This window comes from Mycolicibacterium septicum DSM 44393, assembly GCF_000455325.1.
Taxonomy (GTDB): Bacteria; Actinomycetota; Actinomycetes; order Mycobacteriales; family Mycobacteriaceae; genus Mycobacterium; species Mycobacterium septicum.
The window spans coordinates 720,738-744,350 of the sequence record NZ_HG322951.1; the positions used below are offsets into that span (position 1 = coordinate 720,738).

The window sequence follows — 23,613 nt, forward strand, 5'->3', positions numbered from 1 at the left end:
CTGGTGAAGACCGTGTACTACACCGCGTCGAGCTTGGACGGGTTCATCGTCGACACCGAGGACAGCCTGGACTGGCTGATCTCGCGGGACATCGACCAGCAGGGCCCGTTCGGGTACGACGAATTCATCAAAACCATTGGCGCGCTGGCGATGGGGTCGGCCACCTACGAGTGGATCGTGAAGAACCATCCCGACGATTGGGGGTACGAGCAGCCGACATGGGTGCTGACGCATCGGCCGCAGATCATCTCCGCCGACTATCCGGTGCAGGTGTTCTCCGGGGATGTCGCCGAGCTTCATCCGCAGCTGGTCGAGGCCGCGGCGGGCAAGGATGTCTGGGTGGTCGGCGGAGGGGACGTCGCCGCCCAGTTCGTGACGGCCGGATTGATCGACGAGATGATCGTCAGCTACGCGCCCTGCACTTTGGGGGCGGGGTCGCCGGTCCTGCCGGTTCGGTCCGAGTGGGCGCTGGCCGAATCCGGGACCAACGGCGACTTCGTCTGTGCCCGATGGGTCAGGGGGACTGCCGGCTGAACTGCGGTACACCGTTGCGCCTGACGAATTCCCTTGATTTGATCAGGAATTCGAGTTGTCGGGCGACATCGTGCAAAGGGCCGACCGATCGGGACGACCGGCACAGCACCACAGCGCCTTCCAGGGTGGCGATGCACATCACCGCCAGGGAGGACGCGTCGGATTCGTCGAAACCGTCGGCGGCGAAGGCTCCGGCCAACGCGGTGCGCCAGCGGTCGAAGATGGCGGCGGCCGCGGCGGTGAGGTCGGTTTCCTCGTCGGGGGCGGCGATCGCCACCGCGACGACGGGGCAACCTGCGGTGAAATCGGTTCCGATGAGCACTCGTTCCCAGAATTCGACGAAACGATGCACCAGATCCCATGCGCTGTCGGAAGTTTCGGCTCCGATGACGTCGCCGATTCTGTCCGCGGCGAACTGGAGCGCCTCGATCAGGATCTGGCGACGTCCGCCGGGGAAATGGTGGTACACCGAACCGCGCGGTGCGCCGCTGCGGGTGAGGACCTCATCGATCGTGACGCCGGCGGCGCCCCGCTCGCGCAGCACCTCGACCGCGCTGCTGAGCATGCGGGCGCGGGTGGAGCCACGCTTGTTGCGTGGCTTCGCGGCGGTGTCAGGCGACCCGGTCATGCAGGAACTGCGAGGAACAGCGAAGCAGCATCCGAGGGGTGATGGGGCGCACCGGGGTGTGTGGTGTGCGGACCCGACGGGTGAACCGGTGACCGGCGAGGTTGAGTTCAACGACCCACATCGCGCACCGCCCTTCTATGTCATCCACCATAGAAATGGCGGAATCCTCGCATGGTGTCGAGTATCCAACGAACATGCTTGTACGCAAAAGACTAGCAGGTGAACTGCTTCTGAACAGGTCCTCACCCAGGTGACGGATCGAAACGGAATTATGATGGCTTGCATAATTCTGCGAGGGGGCGTTGACTGCCCCTATGACGACAGACCCGGCCCTGGGCACGCTCACCCTGCAGCGGGATGGCCACGTCCTGCTGATCGGACTGAACCGTCCGGAGAAGCGCAACGCGTTCAACGTCGCGATGCTCACCGATCTCTCGCTCGCCTACGGGCTGCTGGAATCGGACGACGACCTGCGCGTGGGTGTGCTGTTCGCGCACGGTGAGCACTTCACCGCGGGCCTCGATCTCGTCGACGTGGCGCCGTATGTCGCCAGCGGTGAACTGCCCATGCCCGAGGGCGGACGCGACCCGTGGCGCCTCGACGGCGAGTGGACGAAACCGGTGGTCGCCGCGGCCCAGGGCCGATGCCTGACCCTCGGCATCGAGCTGCTCCTGGCCGCCGACATCCGCGTCGCAGCCCAGGACACCCGGTTCGCGCAGATCGAGGTGCTCCGGGGCATCTATCCGTTCGGCGGCGCCACCCTGCGGCTACCGCGTCAGACCGGCTGGGGCAATGCCATGCGGTGGCTGCTCACCGGTGACGAGTTCGACGCGGCCGAGGCGCATCGCATCGGGCTGATCCAGGAGGTCGCGCCGGATGCCGATACGGCCGTCGCCCGAGCCCGGGAGATCGCGCACACCATCGCCGATCGCGCCGCGCCGCTCGGGGTCCGGGCCACCCTCGCCTCGGCACACACCGCGCACCGCGACGGGGACGCCGCGGCGATCGCCCGGCTGCGGCCCGTGGTTGCCGAACTGTTCGGCACCGCTGACGCCGCCGAAGGTGTGCAGTCCTTCATCGAGCGACGCGCCGCGAACTTCCAGGGCCGCTGAGGTTTTCAGCCGGCGGACTCCAGCGCGACCAGCGCCGCGGCGACCGCGAAGAACTTGTTGGACCCGAGCTGGCGCACGGTCTTGATGTTGAACGCCGCGGCGAGATGCTCGGCGTCGGCGTCGGTGACCCCGGCCAGTGCCGCGGGCGAGGCGTCCAGGATCTCCTTGAGCGACTTGTCCTCGTAGGCCTTGTCGAGCGACTTCGTCAGATCCACGGAAACTGCCATGGTGCCTCCTTGTTGTCGGGGCGCCCACCGTAGTTGCACAACCTGAATCCCGGCTGTCCGCTTCCTGGCCGAGAAGACACAAATGTCCCGGAAAACCGTGGTCTTCCGGGACATTTGCGACTGTTCGCGAGTTTTACTCCGGGGTGTAGCCAAACGGCAGCAGCACGCTCTTGGCCTGGGTGTAGGCGTCGATGCCCTCCGGGCCGTTCTCGCGTCCGATGCCCGAGTTCTTGAAGCCGCCGAACGGGGCGCCGGGATCGAAGGCGTACATGTTCACCGCGTAGGTGCCGGTGCGGATCTTCGAGGCGATCTGGACGGCCTTGGGGAAGTCCGTCGTGTACACGCTGCCGGCCAGGCCGTACGGCGAATCGTTGGCGATGCGGACGGCATCTTCCTCGGTGTCGAACGGGATCACCACGAGCACCGGCCCGAAGATCTCCTCCTGGGCGATGGTCATCGAGTTGTCGACGTCGGCGAACACGGTGGGCTGCACGAACCAGCCCGAATCCAGGCCCTCGGGGCGGCCACCGCCGGTGACGATGCGCGCACCCTCCTCGACGCCCTTCTTGATGTAGCCCTCGACCCGTTCGCGCTGCTTCTCGGAGATCAGCGGGCCGATCATCGAGGCCGGGTCGTCAGGCAGGCCGACCGGCATGGCCGCGACGGCGGCGGACAGCTTCTCGACGACCTCGTCGTAACGCGATCGCGGTGCCAGGATGCGGGTCTGGCCCACGCAGGCCTGGCCGCAGTTCATCAGGCCGGAGAACACCAGCATCGGCAGGGTCGAGTCCACGTCGGCGTCCTCGAGGATGATCGCCGCGGACTTGCCGCCGAGCTCCAGCGTGCAGGGCTTGAGCTTCTCGGCGGCGATCTTGCCGATCTCCTTGCCGACGCCGCTGGAGCCGGTGAAGGTGAACTTGTCCAGCTCGGGGTTGGCGGTCAGGGCGCGACCGGTCTCCGGGCCGCCGGGCACCACCGAGAGCACGCCCTCGGGCAGTCCGGCCTCGGTGAGCACCTCGGCGAACAGGTTGGTGGTCAGCGGGGTCTCACCGGCCGGCTTGAGCACGACGGTGCAGCCGGCGAGCAGGGCCGGGCCCAGCTTGTTGCAGGCCAGGAAGAAGGGCACGTTCCAGGCGATGACGGCGCCGACGACGCCGATCGGCTCCTTGATGACCAGGGTCTGGCCATAGATGCCGTCGCGGATGTCTTTCCAGTCGTACTTGTCGGCCGCGCCGGCGTAGAACTGCAGGCTCGACACGCCCGCGCCGAACTGCATCATGTCGACGATGGTCGGCGGCTGGCCGGTCTCCAGCTTCAGCAGGTGCTTGAACTCGTCGGCCCGCTCGTTGATGAGCTCGACGGCCTTGGCCAGCACGGCCTGGCGCTCCTCGGGCGACTTGTGGGGCCAGGGGCCCTCGTCGAAGGCCTTGCGGGCCGCGGCGCACGCGGCGTTGACGTCGGCCTCGGCGGCCAGCGGAACCTGGCCGACCTTCTCGCCGGTCGCGGGGGAGATGACTTCGATGACCTCGGAGGTCGAAGGCTCCACCCAGTGGCCGCCGATGAACAGTTTGTCGAATTCCGTCCTTATTGCGGCTGCGCTTTGTGTCATGGGCGTCACATTACCCAGATTTCCCAGAAAAACGAGAACCTGTTCCAGTGGATGGTCAGGACGGCCGCAGGACCAGCACCAAATTGCTCACCAGGAACTCGCGCAACCCTGGTACCGCGGTCATCCACCAGGCCCATCGTGGGTGGTAGCGCGGAAAAGCGGCGATCAGCGCGCCGGTGCCGGTGGCCCATTCCAGACCATCGGCCGCCGACACCGCGAACAACGACGAGCCGTAGTCGTTCTTGGGGCGATGACCGTGTTTGCGGGTGTAGCGCTCGGCTGCCCGGGCCCCGCCCAGATAGTGCGTCAGTCCCATCTCGTGGCCGCCGAACGGGCCGAGCCAGACCGTGTAGGACAACACCGCCAGTCCGCCGGGCTTCGTCACCCGCAACATCTCGTTGCCCAGCCGCCACGGGTGCGGCACATGCTCGGCGACATTGGAGGACAGGCAGATGTCGACACTGTCGTCCGCGAACGGAAGCGCCATCCCGGAGGCCCGCACGAACGTGCCCTCTGCCGCGTCGGCGGCAGGGCCGGCGTGCATCTCACGCGGGTCCGGCTCAACCCCTATGTAGTGCATCCCGGCCTGATCGAACGCCGACGCGAAATAGCCGGGCCCGCCGCCGACGTCGAGGACGGTGCGTCCGGCAGGGGATTCGCCGGTGGCGGCCGTCCACAGATCGGTGGTCAAGGCGACGGTATCGGCGGCCAGCGCCCCGTAGAACCGGGCTGGTTCGCTCTGCTCGAACCGGAACTGCGCCAGTAGGCGCACCGACCGGCTCAGGGTCGCCCGGCGGGCGAAGCGCGCGGAGATGTCGCTGGGCTGCACCCGCCCAACCTACTGACCGGTACCCTCAACACGATGTCTGCCCGTCCTGATCCACGCCTGCGGAGCATCCTGCTCTTGTGCTGGCGCGATACCGGGCACCCCCAGGGCGGCGGCAGCGAGGCCTATCTGCAGCGGATCGGCGCGTGTCTGGCCGAGGACGGCGTCAACGTCACGTTGCGCACCGCGCGTTACCCGGGGGCGGCCCGCCGCGAAGTGGTCGACGGCGTGCAGATCAACCGGGCCGGTGGTCCCTACAGCGTGTACATCTGGGCCGGGCTGGCCATGGTGGCCTCCCGCGTCGGCCTCGGGCCGTTGCGCGGGGTCCGGCCCGACGTGGTCGTCGACACCCAGAATGGCCTGCCGTTCCTGGCGCGGCTGGCGTTCGGCCGCCGGGTCGCGGTGCTCGTGCATCACTGTCACCGGGAACTGTGGCCGGTGGCCGGCCCGATGAAGGGCCGGATCGGCTGGTTCGTCGAGTCGAAACTCTCGCCGCGACTGCACCGCCGCAACCAATACGTCACCGTGTCACTGCCCTCGGCCCGGGATCTCAACGAGCTCGGGGTGGACTCCGGCCGGATTGCCGTGGTGCGCAACGGACTTGACGAGGCTCCCGGCCCGACGCTGGAGCTGCCTCGGTCGACCAGCCCCCGGCTCGTCGTGCTGTCGCGGCTGGTGCCGCACAAGCAGATCGAAGACGCCCTTGAGGCGGTCGCGGCGCTGCGTGCCGAGGTACCCGGACTGCACCTGGACATCCTGGGCGGCGGCTGGTGGCAGCGGCGTCTGGTCGAGCACGCCGAACTTCTGGGTATCTCCGATTCGGTGACGTTCCACGGTCATGTCGACGAAGAGACCAAACACCGTGTGCTGCAGCAGAGCTGGGTGCATGTGCTGCCGTCGCGCAAAGAAGGCTGGGGACTTGCCGTCACCGAGGCCGCCCAGCACGGGGTGCCCACCATCGGGTATCGCGCGTCCGGCGGGCTGACCGACTCGATCGTCGACGGGGTCACCGGACTGCTGGTCGAGGATCGCGACGCCCTGGTGACGGGGATCCGCCAGCTGTTGAGTGACCCGGTGATGCGCGTGCAGCTGGGCAGCAAGGCTCAGACCCGCAGCGACGAATTCTCCTGGCGGCTCAGCGCGGACGCGATGCACGCCGTGCTCGGATCCGTGCACGAGGGCAATTTCGTCAGCGGCCTGGTGTAGCCACTTCTTCCGAAGCCCGCGGAGGTTGACTTTGACACCACGCACACCGCTACCCGCACAAATTCAGCGTCAGCTCGAAGTCAACGCGGAGTTCTGCACGCGCGGACGGCGCCAGAAACTGACCGCCATCCCGGCAGCCCCGCCGGCCAGAGCCAGCAGCCACACCAGGTGGGCAGCGATCAACAAGTTTCGGTGCGGTGAGGCCGGGTGGTCGCCGCCGATCCGGTACACGGCGATATCGCCATCCCGGTATGCCAGCGGAAGATCCAGTTTCGCCGGCACACCGTTGGTTTCGACCACCAACCAGCCGACACCGGCGTCGGCCACCGTCTGCCGGTCTGCGCCTGAGCGCAGCAGGTCCTGCACCGCCTGGGCCCGCGTTCCCTCGCCGGGCACCACTTCGGCACCGATCACCAGATCTCCGGTGGACAGCACCTCGGCGCGCAGCCACCGGGGCAGCGGATCGAGCACCGGTGCGGCACCGGCCCAGTAGAACGACCGCATGCTGTCCGGTGGCAGCACCGCCACCGGTCGGGGATCGGCGTTGATCGCTGCCGCGGCGACGGTCCACCCGGGCGGATACTGCACGGCCCGCATCTGATTGCCCACACCCCACACCAGATCGGGCAAGACCGCGACGAGTGCCGCGCAGCCCACCGCGGCCGCCGCGGCCGGCGGCACCCGCAGCCGGCTCAAGGTGACCGGCGCCGCGGCGGCGGCCAGCACGTAGCCCGGCATGGCCAGCGCCACCCATTTCTGTCCGTCCCGCACCACGCCGAGGCCGGGCACTGCCCGGATCGTCGCGTCCACGAACGCGAGCCCTGGCCCGGTGGCCATGGCTGCCGGGATCAACACCGCCGCCGCGGCGAGGATCAGCAGCGGTACCGCCGCACGGTTGCGCGTCACCACCGGCAGACCGAGTGCGACGATGCCGAGCAGTACAGCGGTGGCAACCAGTGCGAAAAGCGTTGTGCGCGAACTGGGCACGGCGTCACCGTTCCAGATACCGCCGAGGCCGGCCAGGCTGCCGAGGGTGGACAGTCCGGGCTCGGCGCGGGCCGCGAAGGCGTGAACTCCCGCCGCCGACACCGGGGATGACACTGTTCCGCCGACAGCCGCGGCCACCAGCCACGGCGCCGCGGCCAAAACTGCGGCCCCCAACCCGAGCCCGGCGACCTGCAGGCGTCGCCGGCCGTCGCCGGGGGCCGCAACGCACACGAGCGTCACCGTCGCGGCCAGCATCAGACCGGTCGGGGTCAGCCCGGCCAGCGCGATCCAGAAGATCAGGCCCCACCCGGCCGCGGCCGAGGCTTCGGCCCGCAGGCGCAGCACGCACACCGCCACCCAGGGCAGGCAGCCGTAGCCGACCAGCAGGCTCCAGTGCCCCTGCAGCAACCGCTCGGCCACGTACGGATTCCAGACGGCCAGCGTCGCCGCGATGAACTGGCCGGGCAAGCCGGGTCCCAGCACGGTGGAGGCGAGCCGCGCGGCTCCCCAACCGGCCAGCCACAGACCCGCGACCAACATGATCTTGACGACCACCCCGCCGTCGAGCACGGCGGAGGTCAGAGCGACGAAAAAGTCCTGCGGCAGCGCCCTCGGGGCGGCCTCGGTCAACCCCAGCGCCGCGTCGGTCAAATACGAGCGCGGGGTGGAGACCGCGTCGCGCAAAAGCAGATAACCGGGCCCCAACAGGGGCCCGGTTATCGACAACGACAGTGCCAGCGCATAGGCCGGCAGCAGAGCAGAGCGCAGGCTCAGACCGGCCGGTCCGGTGGTAGGTCGGACGGTCGTTGAGCGGGTAGTTTCTCCGTCTTCGCCTCGGCGCCGGGAACCTGGAAGCCCTGGGTGTCGAAGAAGCCGTGATCAGCGGTGTCGAGTCCCGGATCGATCAGAGTGGACTCGGCACGCACCGCGAACGACCCCACCACGGCGCCACCGATGAGTGCCAGCAGGCCCAGCGCGGTGAACGTGATCGGCAGGACGCGGGTCCACAGTGACACCCGGTCGCGCTCATCCTGAGCGGCCGCGACCTGGGACTCCACGGTGTCCTCGTTGTAGGTGACCTTGTAGTCGACGTAGGTCACCTCGGGCTTGAGCGCGTCACGCGCGTAGTACTGGTAGCCGTGGTCCTGCGCCTTGACGATGGTGCCGGACACCGGGTCGACCCAGAAGGTGCGCTGCGCGGCGTAGAAGCGGTCCATCGTGATCCGCTCGTCGGGTTCGCCGGGCACGCCCCACATCTCGGGGCTCGCGGTGACCGTACTGTCGGCGTCGTCCTCGTAGAGCGAGGAGTACTTGACCGGCTCGGCGAGCTTGCCGTCGGAGTCGTAGCCCACGTTCTGGATGAACCGGTAGGCGGTCAACCCGTTGACGTCTTCTTCACCGTCGTAGTTCGCGTCGAACGGCTTCTGCGCGATCGGGTCGAAGAACGGGTACGTCTTCTTCTCGGTGTCGAACGGGAACCGGTAGGTCAGGCCCTCGTGCGGCAGCGCCACGTTCGTCGGCGGCTTCTCGTCCTCGATGGCCCGCGGCTTCTGCAGCGCGCCGCCCGGGTTGTTGTCGCTGGACACGGCCAGCGCGGTGCTGCGGTTCATCGTGACGGTGTCCACCAACGCCAACAGCAGGCCGGAGTCCTTCTGCTGGTCCGTGCGCCGCAGTGTGCTGCCCACCTGCAGCGTCACAACCTCGGCGTTCGACGGTGATTCCACACTGACCTGTTGCTGGAGGGCGACCGGCACGTTGCGGTCCACCGAGAACTTCGGTGCCACCAGCGATTCCGGATCGAAAGCGGTCGCGGTTCCCTCGCTGACCAGGCTGGCATCCAGATTGAGCGGGATCTTGGCGATCTTGCCCTTGGTGTAGGTGGTCAGCAACAGTGCGGCAATGAGCAGGGCTGCACCCAGCCCCATCAGTCCACATGCCGCGATACGCAGCGCCACTGCGCGGTTCAAACCGGGCCTCCTTCGGTGTGGGCCAACTCGTCGTGAGGCAAACCCGTTCGACCCTAACAGCACTATTTAAGGCCATCACTTACTCCGGTGGCACGCCGCGGGTGCATTAACCCGCAGTTTGGCGGGGTTGCCACGGCGCGGCACACTGGTCGCCGTGGCCACCCGAGCATCGGACCCGGAAACCGGTCCAGATGTAGAGGTCGGAGGAACCCGCAGTTTCCTGCCGGCTGTCGAAGGCATGCGCGCGTGCGCGGCCATGGGTGTGGTTCTCACCCACGTCGCCTTCCAGACCGGACACACCACCGGGGTGAGCGGCCGGTTCTTCGGCCGGTTCGACCTCGCGGTCGCCGTGTTCTTCGCGCTCTCGGGGTTCCTGCTGTGGCGCGGCCATGCGGCAGCGGCGCGAGGGTTGCGCCCTCGCCCGCGCACCGGCCACTACCTGCGGTCCCGCATCGTGCGCATCATGCCCGGCTATGTGGTTGCCGTCGTGGTGATCATCCTGCTGCTTCCGGAGGCCAAGGCCGATCTGACGGTGTGGCTGGCGAACCTGACCCTGACCCAGATCTATGTGCCGTTGACGCTGACCGCGGGACTGACCCAGATGTGGAGCCTGTCGGTCGAGGTCAGTTTCTATCTGGCGTTGCCGATACTGGCGCTGCTGGCACGGCGGTTGCCGGTGCGGGCCCGCGTCGGCGTGATCATCGCGTTGGCGGCGCTGAGCCTGCTGTGGGTGCGCATCCCGTTCTCCGGCACCACCGGGCTCAACCCGTGGAACTGGCCGCCGGCGTTCTTCTCCTGGTTCGCCGCGGGGATGGTGCTCGCTGAACTCACGGTGAGTCCATTCGGTTGGGTGCACCGGTTGGCCCGGCGCCGGATTCTGATGGGCGTCATCGCCGCGGTGGCATTCGGGATCGCGGCCTCGCCGCTGGCCGGCCTGGAAGGGCTGCGCCCGGGCTCGGTCGGCCAGGTGACGCTGAAGACCGCGATGGGCGCGATCGTCGCGGGGGCGCTGCTGGCGCCGCTGGTCCTCGATCACCCCGGCACCAGGCACCCGATTCTGGGCAACCGGGTGATGGTGACGTTGGGCCGCTGGTCCTACGGGCTGTTCGTCTGGCATCTGGCGGCATTGGCCATGGTGTTCCCGATGATCGGGGAGTTCCTGTTCAACGGGCAGATGCTGGTGGTGCTGGTGCTGACCCTGGTGTTCGGCTTCGCCCTCGCCGCGGTGAGCTACGCGCTGGTGGAATCACCGTGCCGGGAAGCGTTGCGGCGCTGGGAGTACCGGAACGAGAGCCCCGTGCCGCCGCTGGACAGCTCGATCACCGACGAGCCGGAGCCTGCCCCAGCCGCGCGATGACCTCGTCACGCACCGCGGTGCGACGGGCCTTGCCTGCGTCGTCCCGCAGCGGGGTGTCGGCGAACTCCACATCGGCAGGCACCTTGTAGCCGGACAGGCGGTCACGGAGGAAGGCCTGCACCGCAGCGACATCCAGGTCCGACCCGTCTGTGGGCTGCACCAGAGCGTGCGGCACCTGACCCAGATCCTCGTGGGGTACGCCGACGACCAGACAGGACAGCACGTCGGGATGGTCGGCCAGCGCGGCCTCGATCTCGGCCGGGTACACGTTCTTCCCGCCCACGGTGAACATGTCCACGCGCCGGTCGTTGAGATAGAAGAAGCGATCGGGTCCGTCGTCGACGTAGTAGCCCAGATCGCCCAGGGAGTCCCAGCCGTCGCGGCTCTTGGCCGTGCTGCCGACGTAGCGGTAGGTGGGCGCGCTGCCGGGGCCCGGCCGCATGTAGATCTCGCCGGTGACGCCGGGCGGGCATTCGCGTCCGTCGTCGTCGAGCACTTTCATCTCACCGGCCACCACCACACCGACCGATCCGGGGTGGGCCAGCCACTGCTCCCCGGAGATGAACGTCAGCGCCTGCAGTTCGGTGCCGCCGTACAGTTCCCAGACCGCCTCGGGGCCGAGCAGATCGATCCACGCCTGCTTGATCGCGGGCGGGCACGGGGCGCCCAGGTGCCAGAAGCGCCGAATGGTCGACAGGTCATAGGCGCTCGGGTCGGCCCGGTAGACCGGCAGCAGCCGCTGCATGATGGTGGGCACCGTGGTCAGGAACGTCACGCGGTGTTCGGTGACCAGACGCAGGAACTCGGCCGGGTCGAAGCGGGGCATCAGTACCAGGTGGTGCCCCTGCAGCAGGGCGATCGCGAACGTGGTGAAACCGGTGTTGTGGCTCAACGGCACCGACATCAGCGTGACGTCATCGGGTTGGGCGCCGAGCGGAACTCCGATCAGGGCAGGCACCCGGCTGTCGCCGCCCGCCTCGATCAGCTTCGGGCGTCCGGTGCTGCCACCGGAGGCCATGGACTTCCACGTCGGCGCGACCGCCTCGGGCAGCGGTGCGTCGGACAACTCGGTCGCAGGCGTGAAACCGGCTGGCAACCATGGTGTTTCACCGGCATCGCGGCCGACCACCAGGGCCCGGGGACGCAACGCCAGGATCCCGGCGAACTCGGAGTCCGGCAACCGGGGCGACAGCGGCTGCGGCACCGCGCCGAGTTTCCAGGTCGCCAAGGTGGCCTGCACCCATTCGATCGAGTTGGGCAGGCTGATGGTGACGTAATCACCTTGTCGCACACCGCGTTCAGCGTAGGCACGGGCGAGTCGATTGGTGGAGCGGTCCAGTTCGGCCCGGGTGAGCGTGATGCCCTGGCAGGTCACCGCCGGGCGGTCGGGGTCGGCATCGGCCAGCTGGGTGATCTGGGTGGGGATCGGTGGAATGACGCCGGTCATCTCAGTAACCACCTTTGCGGTCGAAGATCCGTCGCGGATTGTCGACCAGCATCGTGGTGATCTGGTCCTCGGTGACCCCGCGCTCCCGCAGCGCAGGCAGCACGTCGTTGTGGATGTGCAGGTAGTGACTGTTCGGCAGGGCCTGGGCGGTCAGGTCGTCGGGAAGCGCGTCGAAGTAGCACCAGGTGTCGTGCGAGAGCACCATGTTCTCGGCGTGGCCGCGCTCGCACATGGTCGCGACGGTCGCGACCCGCTCGTCGAACGGGAGGTAGACGTCGACGCCGAAGCGGTCCATGCCGATGTAGGAGCCGCCGGCGATCAGCTCCTCGAGGTAGCCGATGTCGGTGGTGTCGCCGCAGTGGCCGATGATCACCCGGGACAGATCGACGCCCTCCTCGGCGAAGATGCGCTGCTGTTCGAGGCCGCGCCGGCTGGCCGCGTGGGTATGGGTGGAGATCGGCACCCCGGTCTGCCGGTGGGCCTGGGCCACGGCACGCAGGACCCGCTCGACGCCGGAGGTGACGCCGGGTTCGTCGGTGGCGCACTTGAGGATCGCCGCTTTGATCCCGGTGTCGGCAATGCCGTGTTCGATGTCGCGGACGAACATCTCGGTCATCGGGTCGACCTGGCCGGGAGCGGGCCCGTTGAAGTGCAGGGCCAGCGGCAGGTCGTTGTAGGTGTAGAAGCCGGTTGCGACCACGATGTTGAGGTCGGTGGCCTCGGCGATCCGGGCGATGCGCGGAATGTAGCGGCCCAGGCCGATCACCGTGAGGTCGACGATGGTGTCGACGCCGTTGGCCTTGAGTTCGGTGAGCCGCGCGATCGCATCGGTTTCCCGGCTGGCGTCGTCACCCCAGGACTCCGGATAGTTCTGGGTCAGCTCGGTCGTCATGATGAAGACGTGCTCGTGCATGAGCGTGACGCCGAGGTCTGCGGTGTCGATGGCTCCGTGGGCGGTGTTGACTGTCGGCACGCTGCCGATGCTAGGTCGATCAGTCCGTTGTGTGCGGGGATTCGGTCCAGTCGCGGGCGGTGGTGCCCACGCCGTCGAGTCCCCAGCTGATGATCCGGCGCGGCGCGATCCGGATGATGTCGCCGCTGAGCCCGCCGTCGGTGGTGCCCGCGCCGGACAATGCTGTTGCGGTACCGCGGATTTCGATGCCACGGGCATCCGGTGGCCGCACCGAGAGCACTGTGTCGACGATGAACGCCACCTGGGGGTTGCGAAGTACGTTGCGCCACTTCTGCGTCGACGCCAGGGCGTGTCCGACGATGTCGATGCCGGCCCCGTCGGGACTGAGGTGGACGCCGACGGGGCGGATCTGTGGGTCGCCGTCGCGGCCGACGGTGCTCAGTCGTCCGATCGGCTGCTCGCGCAGGTAGGCCAGTTCGGCTGCGGTGAACGTCGTGGTGCCTGCTTTCAGTCGTCGTGTTGCAGGAGGTCGGTCTGCAAGTGGGTGTGTAGCCGGGTGAATACCCGCTCGATGCAGTTGAGTTCGTCGGGCTCGATCTGGTCGAAGAACAGTTCGCGCACCGACTCGCTGTGCAGTGGCACGGCGATGCGCAGCGCCTCGGCGCCGGTGGCGGTCAGCACCGCGCGGTAGCCCCTGCGGTCCTCGGGGACCGGTTCGCGCAGTACCAGACCCCGTTTGGTCATCGAGTTGATCTGATAGGTGATCCGGCTGCGGGAGAACACCATCTTCTCGGCGAGTTCACTCATCCGCAGGCGCTGATCGGTGGCGTTCGCCAACATCATCAGCAGGTGATAGTCGATCAGGGTGAGGTTCGTGGCCTCCCGGAGACGCTCGTCGAGAAGCGTTTCCAGGCGCAGGCTGGACTCGATGTAGGGCCGCCAGGCCCGCTCCTCGGCTGTGGACAGCTTGCGCGCCATGGTCCTCCGATCGGCCAACTGGTTCGGGTTTGAACAGTGTGAAGCATCGCCTTGTCAATGGGAAAATCTCGACCTACAGTCAATATAGTACAGATTTTAACTAAATGAAGGGACGAACGCCATGACTCACCGAATCGACTGGGACGACGCCTACCGGCAGCAGCAGACCCCTGCGTGGAGCATCGGTGCACCGCAGCCGGAATACGCCGCGATCATCGACGCCGACGGCGCCGTGGCGGGTGAAGTGCTCGATGCCGGCTGCGGTCACGCCGAACTCGCGCTGGCCCTGGCGGCGCGCGGCCACACCGTCGTCGGTATCGATCTGAGCCCGACGGCGGTAGCGGCTGCGACCGCGGCCGCAGCGGAGCGCGGGCTTGCCGGTGCAACGTTCGCGGCCGCCGACATCTCGTCGCTGACCGGGTACGACGGGCGGTTCGGCACGATCTTCGACAGCGGGCTGCTGCACGCCCTGCCGGAAGAACTGCGCGACGGCTACCTTCGCTCGATGCACCGAGCGGCCGCTCCCGGTGCGCGATTCTACATTCTGGCGTTCGGCACGGGAGCGTTCGGTGAGCACGACGGGCCGGGCCCCACCCAGTTCACCGAAGACCAATTGCGCGAAGAGGTTTCGAAGTACTGGCAGGTCGACGAAATCCGTCCGGCCCAGCTGCACGCGGTCCTGCCCGAAGGCCGCACCCAGATGCCCGGCTTCCTGGTGACTGCGACAAAGATCTAGTTGGCGGCCTCGACCACGGCCAGCAGCTCGGGGGTGACGGGGTCGAGGATGTCGTCGAAGTCGTGGTGTTTCTGCACGTACTTGGCGACGTAGGGGCAGACCGCCACGATGCGCTTGCCGGCCGCGCGGGCATCGGTCAGCGCAGCCGACACGAGTTCGCCGGCCAGGCCTTGTCCGCCGAACTTGTCGTCGATCTCGGTGTGGTAGAAGATGCGCTGGTCGCCGGAGTCGACGTAGGCCGCGAGGCCGGCATGCTCGCTGTCGACGGTGATCTCGTAATGGCGTGCTTCGGGAATGTTGCGGACTTCAGCCATGTCCTCACTATGCCGCAGCAGCGCTGGCACGATCAGGCAGATGGCCGTCACCGCAACGTCGACGTGGGCGCCGTTGGCGTCGCCGATCTACCGCGCGCTGTGGATCGCGCAGTTCGTCTCCAACCTCGGAACGTGGATGCAGACGGTGGGTGCCCAGTGGATGCTGGTCGGCGATCCGCGCGCCCCGGTACTGGTGCCCTTGGTGCAGACGGCCACGACATTGCCGGTGATGCTGCTGGCCCTGCCGTCCGGTGTGCTCGCCGATCTGGTCGACCGGCGCAGGCTGCTGCTGGCGACCCAGGGCGCCATGGCGGCCGGAGTGGCGGCGCTCGCGACCCTGACCGGTGCCGGGCTGGCCACCCCGACGGTGCTGCTGACCCTGCTGTTCCTGATCGGCTGCGGGCAGGCCCTGACGGCCCCGGCCTGGCAGGCGATCCAGCCGGACCTCGTTCCCCGCGAACAGATTCCCGCTGCGGCCGCACTGGGCAGCATGAGCATGAACGGTGCCAGGGCGATCGGCCCGGCGATCGCCGGGGCACTCGTGTCGCTGTCCGGTCCGACCCTCGTGTTCGCGCTCAACGCGGTGTCGTTCGCCGGCATCGTCGTCGTGCTACTGCTCTGGCGCCGCCCCGCGGTGGAACAGTTGTTGCCCGCCGAGCGGCCCCTGGCGGCACTCGGCGCGGGCGGCCGGTTCATCCGAAGGTCGCCGATCGTCAGGCGAATTCTGCTGCGGGCGGTGTTGTTCATCGCGCCGGGCAGCGCGCTGTGGGGCCTGCTCGCGGTGGTCGCCGACAGGCAGCTGGGGTTGTCGTCGTCCGGCTACGGGCTGCTGCTGGGCGCGCTCGGGGTCGGGGCCGTGCTCGGCGCCCTCGTCCTGGGCCGATTGCAGTCGGTCTTCGGCTTGAACACGTTGTTGATCGTCGCGGCCCTCGGATTCGCCGCTGCCACTGCGGTTCTGGCTCTGGTCCCCAGCTTCGGCATCGTCCTGGTGGCGCTCGTCGTCGGCGGTTCGTCGTGGCTGCTGGCACTGTCCACACTCAACGCCTCGATGCAGTTGAGCCTGCCCGCCTGGGTGCGGGCGCGCGGGCTGTCGGTGTACCAGTTGACGTTCATGGGTGGTCAGGCCATCGGCTCCCTGGTGTGGGGGCTGGTCGCCGGTGTCACCAGCACCATCACGGCGCTGCTGATCAGCGCCGGGCTGCTGGTGTTCTGTGCGGTGTCGGCGTGGTGGTGGCCGTTGCACGCGCGCACCGGTGATCTGGACATGACCCCGTCGGCGCACTGGCCCGAACCCGCCCTGGTGTTCGAACCGGAGCCGCCCGACGGTCCGGTCCTGGTGCTGACCTCCTACCGCGTCGAACCTGACCATGAGGCCGAGTTCTTCGCCGCGATGGGCGTGTTGGGCCGGTCGAGGCAGCGCACCGGGGCCACGCAATGGCGGTTGTTCCGTGCCGTGGAGCGCGAAGGCGTGTTTGTCGAGGCCTTCGTGGTGCGGTCCTGGGATGAGCACGTGCGGCAGCACCGCACCCGTCTGACGGGTAACGACCTGGTCATCGAGCAGGCGGTTGAGCGTTGGGTCGAGGGCGAGCCTGTTTCGCACCACCTGATCGCGGTGAAGACTCCTTGACTGTGAGGCCGATCACAGTAATATGACCAGTGGTCATACAGGCTGGAGAGTCAGATGCCGACGGTCACCTGGGCACGTTTGGATCCCGCTCGACGAGCCGCTGTGGTGGAAGCCGCGGAGGCGGAGTTCGGAGCGCACGGGTACTCGCGTGGGAGCCTCAACGTCATAGCCCGGCGCGCGGGCGTGGCGAAAGGCAGTCTGTTCCAGTACTTCGCGGACAAGCGCGACCTGTACGCCTTCATCGCGGACATCGGCAGCCAGCGCGTGCGGGTGTACATGGAGGATCGGATCCGCACCCTCGATCCGACCCGGCCGTTCTTCGATTTCCTCACCGATCTGCTCGACGACTGGGTGGCCTACTTCGCCGACCACCCCCAGGACCGGTCGTTGCACGCCGCGGCGAGCTTCGAGGTGGACACCGACGCCCGGGTCAGCGTGCGGACCGTCATCCACCGCCACTATCTGGAGGTGCTGCGACCCCTCGTGCAGGAGGCGCAGGCCCGGGGCGATCTGCGGGCGGACGCCGACGCCGGCGCGTTGCTGTCGCTGCTGCTGATGATCTTTCCGCATCTGGCCCTCGCGCCGTATGTGCGTGGGATGGACCCGATCCTGGGCCTGGACGAGCCCAGCCCCGAGCAGCCGACACTTGCCGTGCGCAGGCTCGTCGCAGTGTTGGCGGCCGCGTTCTCACCGGCCACCGAAGCAGCCCACCAGACCTGAGGAGGTCAATTCCCATGTCACACACAAAGTTCGGTTCGCTCGCCAAGGGCGGTCTCAATTGGGACAGTGTGCCGTTGCGGTTGTTCGCCGGGGGGAATGCGAAGTTCTGGAATCCGGCCGATATCGACTTCTCCCGCGACCGGGCGGACTGGGAGGCGTTGACGGACCGGGAGCGCGAATATGCCACCCGGCTGTGCGCGGAGTTCATCGCGGGTGAGGAGGCCGTCACCAAGGACATCCAGCCGTTCATGAGTGCGATGCGGTCCGAGGGGCGCCTGGGCGACGAGATGTATCTGACGCAGTTCGCCTTCGAGGAAGCCAAACACACGCAGGTGTTCCGCATGTGGCTCGACGCCGTCGGGATCACCGACGATCTGCACAACTACTTCGACGAGCTCCCGGCCTACCGGCAGGTGTTCTACGAGGAGCTGCCGGAGTCGCTCGATGCCTTGTACACAGACCCGTCTCCCGCAGCCCAGGTCCGGGCGTCCGTGACCTACAACCACATCGTCGAGGGAATGCTGGCGCTCACGGGATACTATGCCTGGCACAAGATTTGCGTCGACCGAGGGATCCTGCCCGGGATGCAGGAGCTGGTCCAACGGATCGGGGACGACGAGCGTCGCCACATGGCGTGGGGCACCTTCACGTGTCGGCGTCACGTTGCCGCGGACGATGCCAACTGGGCGGTCTTCGAGGACCGGATGAACGAACTCATCCCGCTGGCGCTGCGACTCACCGAGGAGGGTTTCGCCCTCTACGCGCCGGACATCCCGTTCGGCCTGCAGCAGGACGAGTTCATGCAGTACTCCGCAGACAAGGGCATGCGCCGATTCGGCACCATCAGCAGTGCCAGGGGCCGCCGGCTCGAGGAGATCGACCTCGACTATTCACCGCTGACGTTGGAGGACACGTTCGCCGACGAGGATGCACGGGCACTGGCGGCCACCGCGTAGGCCCCGAGCGTGCGGTGTCGGCGAACCCCTCCGTCGCCGACACCGCAGCCGCGCGCACTGGATAGTGCGCGGCCGCGCGAACACAGCTAAGCCTGTTGGCCAGGCTGTCAACTGACTGCGTAGTTACTGCACCCAGTCGTACCCAATCCAGGTCGGCAACCTGCCATCCCCCGCACAGCAAAGCGATTTCCGGGACTGCGCAACGCGTGCCGGTACCGTAAGTACTGGATACCCACGTTGTCAACAGCTCCGCCGAATGATTCGGCACAACCCCAGTTCAGCCGTGGTCGGCCGGTGCCGGCGCCGGCTCCGGGACGGGGTCCGACGTCTGCTCAGGAGTTCGCTGGAAGGTGACCGTGGAGGCCGCGACGAAGGTGACCGACAGCAGTGCGAGCAGCTGCACCCACGGCGAGTGCCCGACGTAGCCGTCGACCGAGCGCCAGGGGTACTGACTCAGCGTGGCGCCGGCCAGGATGAGCCCGCCCGCGGCCACCACCACGGTCAGGTTGTCGCGCCAGCGGTCGCGATCGCGCAGCACGTAGCGCATTCCGAGCGCGCCACCGGCCACCAGTAGTCCGGGCAGGCCGGAGATGGCCGTCCCGACCGCGAGTATCGCCGCGCCGGCGAGCATCGGGGCCGGCTGCCACGGCCGCACCGGTTCGAGATCCGGATTGCGGCGCCGGGCCGGCCACAGTGCGAGCAGGGCCAGTACCGGCAGCAGCGCGAGCCCGGCGATCAGCCCGATGCGGTAGGGCCGGTTCGAGGGGAAGGACAGCGTCACCGGACCGCCTGGGCCGGCCGGGACCACCCAGCCCTGCTGCCAGCCGTTGATCTTCACCGGAGTCAACGCCGCACCTTCGGCATCGCGTGCGATCCAGCCCGGGTTCACGCTCTCGGGCACCACCAGGACCCGGGCGTTGGCGCCGGCCGGCATCTGCGCCTCGCGCCGATCCGGTGACCACACCGGGGTTTCGACGGGAGTGGTTGTGGCCGTGTGTAGTCCGGCGCCAGACGGGGTGTTGAGAACGACGCCGTCGACGACGAACGCCGACCCGGGGCTGACCAGGAGTTCCTGCTGCCCGGCGGGCAGGGCGATCGGCCCGGTCCGGCAGGGGTGGGCCGCAATCGGTTCGCCGTCGAGCAGGGCTCCCACGGTGGTGCGCACCGAGGTCCGGACGAACTGCCCGGCCACGCCGATGATCGGGCCCTCTCCGCACGGAAGGGACACTGTCCGTTTGCGATTGGCGGCGGAGTCGGCCGCGGCGATGGGCTTGCCGTGCACGTCCAGGACGGTCAGTTCGGCCAGCCCGGGCGGCTTGAGCTGATCGAAGCCCAGTGAGGTGCGGTCGATGATGTCGTTCCACCCCAACAGCGACACGGTGATGGTGTCCGTCACCCGTGGTTTGAGCTTCGCTGTCTGGGGTTCGCCGTTGCCGGCCAGCCTGGTTGTCTGCGGACCGTCGCCCAGGTCGATCGCCACCAGTGTCGGGTGTGCGGGCGGTTGGCTGGCGCCGGGATCGATGCGCAGCGCCCCGACTTCGGTCGGTGCGGGCAATTTCAGCGTCAGCGTGGGCGGCGCCTTGAACTGAACAACGCGCTGCGGTGCGGTCCAGGATGTCCGGGGGTCGCCGTCGGTGGCGGCGTAAGCCGAACCGAGGACGTCGATCGGGTCGGCGTCACCGGAGGCGCGGGTGGTCCCGGGTTGGGCGACCAGATCGGCCAGCTTGGGTCCCTGGCGCGACCGGATCCACACCGTCGGCTCGACGTCGGTGGGGGTGGGCACCGCCAGCGTGCGGCTCAGGTTGACGGGCTCCTCGGAGGCCAGCGCCAGCGCAGCCGCGCACCGGACCCCGGCCGGACTGTCCGCACATCCGGCCCGGCCCAGGAGTTCGGTTCCGAGATCCCATTGTGCGACAACAGAATCCGCTGGTGGGGCGGGGACCTCGACGGTGTGCCGCAGGTTGATGGGGTGAGCGAAGCCCGACGCGTCGTACTGGGTCACCGACAGATCGGTGATGCCGAACTGCACACCGGCGGAACCGTCGTCGGTGGCGACCGCGGTGACCCGGACCCACGGCGTCTCACCGACCGGCAGCGGCACGGTCAACTGTTGGCCCGCGGTGTCGAAACGCAGGCTGCTGGTACCGGTGGCGGTGGCCACCTCGATGCGGCGCACCTGAGCGCCGACGGCGGTCGCGCTGGGGGTGATGGTCAGCGTGGCGTTGGTGACCGGGTGATCGAAATCGACCTGAAGCCACTGGCCGACGGCGGCCTGCAGGGCGTTGGACACCCACGACGTCGAACCGTCGCTGTCGACCGCGGCGGCCGGCCCGGTGGCCGGTGCCACGTTGGGCAGTGCGGTGGAGTCCGCCGCCGAACTCGACACCGATACCCGTCCGCCGTTCCACTTGCCGTACACCGGTGCGGCGCCGTCGGCCGGATAATCCGGGACCCGATTGTGGGTGTGGCGGGCATCGTCGGGCGCGCGGATCGCGGAGGCATGGTCGTCGACGCGGCCGTAGTCGATCTCGCGGGCGGTCGGGGTGTCGGTGACGATCACCCCGGCGGCTCCGTCCGGTTGTACGGGCAGCCCGGCTCGTTCGGCGTCGGCGGTCAGCAGCATCGGTCCCAGTGGCGGCCGGCCGGCCAGGCGGCGGCGCTCGTCGAGGCGCAGCAGGGCCTCGGGCGCGCCGGCCACCCTGGTCATCGCATCGGCGTCGACGAGATAGGGCGCGGCCGGATTGGTTCCGCCGGTGTCGACGCGGTAGATCTCGACGGCGGGATACCGCGGCCGCAGTCCGCTGTCGGCGACGAAGCCTTCCAGCGTTCCCGGCCCGGTCGAGTCGCCGAACTCGGCGACTTTGGTGAACCCGCGGGAGCCCTCCAAAGAGCGGTGCACCAATACCGGCCGGGCCGAACGGGATACGTCGGGATCCAGGTCGTTGCGCACCACCACGTAGGAAATGCCTTGCCGGGCAAGGGTGTCGGCCAGTCCCGCGGAGGGGCGGCCTGCAGCGAACAGCCGCTGGACCGAATCGAGGGCGCGGATCGTCTCCGGCGGCGTCAGCGGGATCGAATCGCGCACACCCCACGGACTGGATCCGAGCACCTGCAACGGCTCGTCGTGGCTGTTGCCCCAGGTCTGGGTGGCGAACGGGGCGCCGGGGGCGACCAGCACCCGGCCCCGCTCGGTGTTGTGCGCATCCAGCCAGTCCGCGGTGTCGTGCCAGTACTGCGGAATCGCGGTGAACGTTCCGGCAGGCGCGATGCGGCCCGTCCAGGCGATCGAGGTCCCGGCGGCCAGGGCCGCGAGCACCACGATCGCCACCGCGATCCGCTTGTCGCGTTCGGGCCGGGAGAAGGCTCGCACCCACACGATGCGAGGTGCGCTGCCGGGCAGCGGAATACGCCCCAGCAGATGAGCCAGGCCCAGCGCCAGCGGCAGGCGCAGCACCGGATCGAGCTTGGCCAGGTTGCGCAGCGGTGTGCCGGTCCCGTCCAGGAAGTCCTGAACAGCCGCCCCGACCGGGGAACCCAGCCCCCCGGAGTAGCCGAGGCCCAGCAGCACCACGCCGATCAGCAACATGGTGATCAGCCGGCCCCGCGCGGGCATCGAGCGCAACGCGAGCCCGGCCAGTCCGGCGGCTGCCACCAGCGTGGTGGCCAGCACCGCGACGGTGCTCGTCACGAGCGAGGCAGCCGCAGTGGCGGTGGACGCCACGAACGGGGTCCAGGTGTGGGTACCGCGCAGCATCTCGGTCAGCGACATCCACTGCGTGGTGACGCCCGAGGATTCGATGAAGTCCAGGAACGGTGGGCTGATCCGGCCAAGCAGCAGCAGCGCCACCACCCACCAGGTGACGGCAAGCGCCCCGCACAGCGCCCACCAGGCGGTGAAGCGCCACCACAGCCGGTTCGGCCGGTGGCAGGCCCACCAGATGATCGCGGCCAGACACCCGGTCAGGGTGGCGACCGCGTTCACCGCACCCATGAGCGCCACCGCGCCCGCGGACCGGGCGGCCATGAGTCGCAGGTTCCGGTCCCCGCGGAACGCCAGGATGACCGGCAGCAGCACCCACGGCGCCAGCATCACGGGCAGCGTCTCCGACGAGATCGCGCCCAGCGTGGTCAGCACCCGCGGTGACAGCGTGAAGGCGAGCGCACCGAGCACGCGGGAACTGGAACTGCCGATGCCCAGTGCCTCGGCGACCCTGATGACGCCCCAGAAGCCGACGGTCAGCAGCAGGGCCCACCACAGTCGCTGGGTCACCCAGCCCGGAACTCCGAGCAGATCACCGGCCAGGAAGAAGGTGCCGTGCGGAAAGAGGTAGCCGTAGGCCTGGTTCTGCGCCTGCCCGAACGGCAGATCGCTGTTCCACAGATTGAACGCGCGCGCCAGGAACCGCAGCGGATTCGCGGTGAGGTCGAGCTTGGTATCGGGTGATATCTCTCCGGGCGACTGGGCGAAAGTCAGGAGCAGTGTCGCCGCGGCGACCACCCACAACCAGCGCCGCGACAGTGGCGAGTCAGCTGCCCGCCGCGTCAGCGGCACATCCAAGCTAGGACCGGTCGCCGTACTCGACCCTGTTGAGCACCGATGACGCAGGGTCGCCCGCTTGCAGCGGAGGCTTCGTGTCCTGCTGCACCATTAGCGTCACACCGAAGACGGCAGCCGCCCCCAACAGCAGGCCGACGACAATGCTGGCCGCGGAGGGTACGACGAACCGATTCACCCGGCCAACCTAGCATGGCGACACCCCGGATCCCTGGGAGGCGGACCTGGGTCGACACGCGGAGAATCGATTACCGCTTGCTCAGCGGCTAAGGTCGGGGCCCATGGCTTCACCGCGTCTCGTCGCAACTTTCGCAGCGTTGTCCGGTCTGTTGCTGGCCTGCTCTCCGAGCACCCAGGCACCAGAATCCCAATCCTCGGACACGAAGCCGATGTCCACCCACGCGCCGATGCCGGCAGCGCCGGTGTGTGATCTGGCCAGTCTGTCGCCCCGCGACAAGCTGGCGCAGCTGCTGACCGTCGGCATCAAAGATGCGGCGGACGCCCGTTCCGTGGTGTCCGAGCAGCACGTCGGCGGCATCATGATCGGCAGCTGGACCGACCTGTCGATGCTCACCGACGGCTCCCTGCCCGATATCTCCGCCGCAGGCCCGTTGCCGCTCGCGGTCACCGTCGACGAGGAAGGCGGCCGGGTGTCGCGGCTGGCCTCGTTGATCGGCGAGCAGCCGTCGGCACGGGTACTGGCTCAGACCAAGTCTGTCGACGAGGTGTACGGCATCGCGCTCGACCGCGGGAAGAAGATGCGCGATCTCGGGATCACCGTCGACTTCGCGCCCGTCGTCGACGTCACCTCGGATGCCGACGACACCGTCATCGGTGACCGGTCCTTCGGCGATGACCCGGCCAAGGTCACCGAATACGCCGGTGCCTACGCCCGCGGGCTGCGGGATGCCGGC

Annotated in this window: 21 protein-coding genes and 1 pseudogene; 9 read left to right on the top strand and 13 right to left on the bottom strand. The window is 68.4% G+C overall.

The window, feature by feature from the left end; all coding sequences use genetic code 11:
* Positions 1-3 precede the first annotated feature (3 nt).
* Positions 4-534 carry a dihydrofolate reductase family protein gene (locus TX88_RS03440; protein WP_044514677.1) on the top strand — a complete coding sequence of 177 codons (531 nt, stop codon included), beginning with the start codon at positions 4-6 and terminating at the stop codon, positions 532-534.
* Here TX88_RS03440 and TX88_RS03445 read toward each other — a convergent pair.
* The gene (locus tag TX88_RS03445) at positions 515-1,162 is read right to left on the bottom strand and encodes a TetR/AcrR family transcriptional regulator (protein WP_044514678.1); all 648 of its coding nucleotides are present in this window, start codon (positions 1,160-1,162) and stop codon (positions 515-517) included. The two genes, TX88_RS03440 and TX88_RS03445, sit on opposite strands and share 20 nt — an antisense overlap.
* Before the next feature lie 314 nt (positions 1,163-1,476).
* Here TX88_RS03445 and TX88_RS03450 point away from each other — a divergent pair, with 314 nt between their 5' ends.
* The gene (locus TX88_RS03450) at positions 1,477-2,274 is read left to right on the top strand and encodes a crotonase/enoyl-CoA hydratase family protein (protein ID WP_044514679.1); all 798 of its coding nucleotides are present in this window, start codon (positions 1,477-1,479) and stop codon (positions 2,272-2,274) included.
* 5 nt (positions 2,275-2,279) lie between these two features.
* Here TX88_RS03450 and TX88_RS03455 read toward each other — a convergent pair whose 3' ends face one another.
* The 3 genes from TX88_RS03455 to TX88_RS03465 all read right to left on the bottom strand — a co-directional run bounded on the left by TX88_RS03455 (position 2,280) and on the right by TX88_RS03465 (position 4,924).
* Positions 2,280-2,501: a hypothetical protein gene (locus TX88_RS03455; RefSeq protein WP_044514682.1), complete on the bottom strand. Its 222-nt coding sequence runs from the start codon at positions 2,499-2,501 to the stop codon at positions 2,280-2,282.
* Between the two features lie 133 nt (positions 2,502-2,634).
* Positions 2,635-4,110, bottom strand: coding sequence for an aldehyde dehydrogenase (locus TX88_RS03460; RefSeq protein ID WP_044514684.1), 1,476 nt, complete (start codon positions 4,108-4,110; stop codon positions 2,635-2,637).
* A gap of 55 nt (positions 4,111-4,165) precedes the next feature.
* The gene (locus TX88_RS03465) at positions 4,166-4,924 is read right to left on the bottom strand and encodes a class I SAM-dependent methyltransferase (protein ID WP_409365871.1); all 759 of its coding nucleotides are present in this window, start codon (positions 4,922-4,924) and stop codon (positions 4,166-4,168) included.
* A 48-nt stretch (positions 4,925-4,972) separates the two neighbouring features.
* Between TX88_RS03465 and TX88_RS03470 the strand changes: the two genes are divergently transcribed.
* Positions 4,973-6,142, top strand: coding sequence for a glycosyltransferase family 4 protein (locus TX88_RS03470; RefSeq protein WP_044514687.1), 1,170 nt, complete (start codon positions 4,973-4,975; stop codon positions 6,140-6,142).
* A gap of 69 nt (positions 6,143-6,211) precedes the next feature.
* Here TX88_RS03470 and TX88_RS03475 read toward each other — a convergent pair whose 3' ends face one another.
* Together TX88_RS03475 and TX88_RS03480 are read right to left on the bottom strand one after the other, a co-directional pair.
* Positions 6,212-7,885 carry an MmpA family trehalose lipid delivery protein gene (locus TX88_RS03475; protein WP_244438469.1) on the bottom strand — a complete coding sequence of 558 codons (1,674 nt, stop codon included), beginning with the start codon at positions 7,883-7,885 and terminating at the stop codon, positions 6,212-6,214.
* Positions 7,886-7,899: 14 nt separating this feature from the next.
* Positions 7,900-9,096, bottom strand: a complete 1,197-nt coding sequence (locus tag TX88_RS03480) for a cell envelope lipid trafficking protein PgfA (RefSeq protein WP_044514689.1) — start codon at positions 9,094-9,096, stop codon at positions 7,900-7,902.
* Between the two features lie 238 nt (positions 9,097-9,334).
* On the opposite strand from TX88_RS03480, the gene TX88_RS03485 reads away from it, so the two are divergent.
* Positions 9,335-10,453 carry an acyltransferase family protein gene (locus TX88_RS03485; protein ID WP_084621775.1) on the top strand — a complete coding sequence of 373 codons (1,119 nt, stop codon included), beginning with the start codon at positions 9,335-9,337 and terminating at the stop codon, positions 10,451-10,453.
* Here TX88_RS03485 and TX88_RS03490 read toward each other — a convergent pair.
* From TX88_RS03490 to TX88_RS03505, 4 genes are read right to left on the bottom strand one after another with little or no spacing between them, the layout of a single operon-like run.
* Complete coding sequence (locus tag TX88_RS03490) at positions 10,416-11,900, bottom strand: AMP-binding protein (protein ID WP_044514690.1); 1,485 nt, start codon at positions 11,898-11,900, stop codon at positions 10,416-10,418. The genes TX88_RS03485 and TX88_RS03490 overlap by 38 nt on opposite strands.
* A 1-nt stretch (position 11,901) precedes the next feature.
* On the bottom strand, positions 11,902-12,873 hold the full coding sequence (locus TX88_RS03495) for a phosphotriesterase family protein (RefSeq protein WP_044514692.1): 972 nt from the start codon (positions 12,871-12,873) through the stop codon (positions 11,902-11,904).
* A gap of 19 nt (positions 12,874-12,892) precedes the next feature.
* Positions 12,893-13,390: a PPOX class F420-dependent oxidoreductase gene (locus tag TX88_RS03500; RefSeq protein ID WP_409365872.1), complete on the bottom strand. Its 498-nt coding sequence runs from the start codon at positions 13,388-13,390 to the stop codon at positions 12,893-12,895.
* Positions 13,321-13,791: a MarR family winged helix-turn-helix transcriptional regulator gene (locus tag TX88_RS03505; protein ID WP_044514696.1), complete on the bottom strand. Its 471-nt coding sequence runs from the start codon at positions 13,789-13,791 to the stop codon at positions 13,321-13,323. Before TX88_RS03505 ends, TX88_RS03500 begins: the two co-directional genes overlap by 70 nt.
* Before the next feature lie 121 nt (positions 13,792-13,912).
* On the opposite strand from TX88_RS03505, the gene TX88_RS03510 reads away from it, so the two are divergent.
* Complete coding sequence (locus TX88_RS03510; RefSeq protein ID WP_044514698.1) at positions 13,913-14,527, top strand: class I SAM-dependent methyltransferase; 615 nt, start codon at positions 13,913-13,915, stop codon at positions 14,525-14,527.
* Here the strand turns inward: TX88_RS03510 and TX88_RS03515 are convergent.
* Positions 14,524-14,841 carry a GNAT family N-acetyltransferase gene (locus tag TX88_RS03515; protein WP_044519050.1) on the bottom strand — a complete coding sequence of 106 codons (318 nt, stop codon included), beginning with the start codon at positions 14,839-14,841 and terminating at the stop codon, positions 14,524-14,526. The genes TX88_RS03510 and TX88_RS03515 overlap by 4 nt on opposite strands.
* A gap of 40 nt (positions 14,842-14,881) precedes the next feature.
* Here TX88_RS03515 and TX88_RS03520 point away from each other — a divergent pair, with 40 nt between their 5' ends.
* The 3 genes and pseudogenes from TX88_RS03520 (at position 14,882) to TX88_RS03530 (ending at position 18,144) form a co-directional block, all read left to right on the top strand.
* Positions 14,882-16,468 carry an MFS transporter gene (locus TX88_RS03520; protein ID WP_044514699.1) on the top strand — a complete coding sequence of 529 codons (1,587 nt, stop codon included), beginning with the start codon at positions 14,882-14,884 and terminating at the stop codon, positions 16,466-16,468.
* A 54-nt stretch (positions 16,469-16,522) separates the two neighbouring features.
* Positions 16,523-17,198 (top strand): annotated as a pseudogene (locus TX88_RS03525) (TetR/AcrR family transcriptional regulator); the annotation flags it as partial.
* A gap of 4 nt (positions 17,199-17,202) precedes the next feature.
* A complete protein-coding gene (locus TX88_RS03530; protein WP_044514702.1) occupies positions 17,203-18,144 on the top strand; it encodes a R2-like ligand-binding oxidase in 942 nt (313 codons plus the stop codon).
* Positions 18,145-18,421: 277 nt separating this feature from the next.
* On the opposite strand, the gene TX88_RS03535 is transcribed toward TX88_RS03530, so the two are convergent.
* Entirely contained in the window at positions 18,422-22,696 is a 4,275-nt protein-coding gene (locus TX88_RS03535; RefSeq protein WP_244438335.1) for an alpha-(1->3)-arabinofuranosyltransferase, read from the bottom strand.
* A gap of 7 nt (positions 22,697-22,703) precedes the next feature.
* Entirely contained in the window at positions 22,704-22,877 is a 174-nt protein-coding gene (locus TX88_RS33075; protein WP_003891682.1) for a DUF2613 domain-containing protein, read from the bottom strand.
* Between the two features lie 103 nt (positions 22,878-22,980).
* On the opposite strand from TX88_RS33075, the gene TX88_RS03540 reads away from it, so the two are divergent.
* The coding region (locus TX88_RS03540) for a glycoside hydrolase family 3 N-terminal domain-containing protein (RefSeq protein ID WP_044514703.1) at positions 22,981-23,613 on the top strand (633 nt) is incomplete at its 3' end.

Coding starts and splice junctions, on each gene's coding strand:
- TX88_RS03470 (WP_044514687.1), top strand. CDS start 4,973: ATGTCTGCCCGTCCTGATCCACGCCTGCGGAGCATCCTGCTCTTGTGC.
- TX88_RS03450 (WP_044514679.1), top strand. CDS start 1,477: ATGACGACAGACCCGGCCCTGGGCACGCTCACCCTGCAGCGGGATGGC.
- TX88_RS03530 (WP_044514702.1), top strand. CDS start 17,203: ATGTCACACACAAAGTTCGGTTCGCTCGCCAAGGGCGGTCTCAATTGG.
- TX88_RS03445 (WP_044514678.1), bottom strand. CDS start 1,162: ATGACCGGGTCGCCTGACACCGCCGCGAAGCCACGCAACAAGCGTGGC.
- TX88_RS03510 (WP_044514698.1), top strand. CDS start 13,913: ATGACTCACCGAATCGACTGGGACGACGCCTACCGGCAGCAGCAGACC.
- TX88_RS03515 (WP_044519050.1), bottom strand. CDS start 14,841: ATGGCTGAAGTCCGCAACATTCCCGAAGCACGCCATTACGAGATCACC.
- TX88_RS03490 (WP_044514690.1), bottom strand. CDS start 11,900: ATGACCGGCGTCATTCCACCGATCCCCACCCAGATCACCCAGCTGGCC.
- TX88_RS03485 (WP_084621775.1), top strand. CDS start 9,335: ATGCGCGCGTGCGCGGCCATGGGTGTGGTTCTCACCCACGTCGCCTTC.
- TX88_RS03455 (WP_044514682.1), bottom strand. CDS start 2,501: ATGGCAGTTTCCGTGGATCTGACGAAGTCGCTCGACAAGGCCTACGAG.
- TX88_RS03520 (WP_044514699.1), top strand. CDS start 14,882: ATGGCCGTCACCGCAACGTCGACGTGGGCGCCGTTGGCGTCGCCGATC.
- TX88_RS03505 (WP_044514696.1), bottom strand. CDS start 13,791: ATGGCGCGCAAGCTGTCCACAGCCGAGGAGCGGGCCTGGCGGCCCTAC.
- TX88_RS03460 (WP_044514684.1), bottom strand. CDS start 4,110: ATGACACAAAGCGCAGCCGCAATAAGGACGGAATTCGACAAACTGTTC.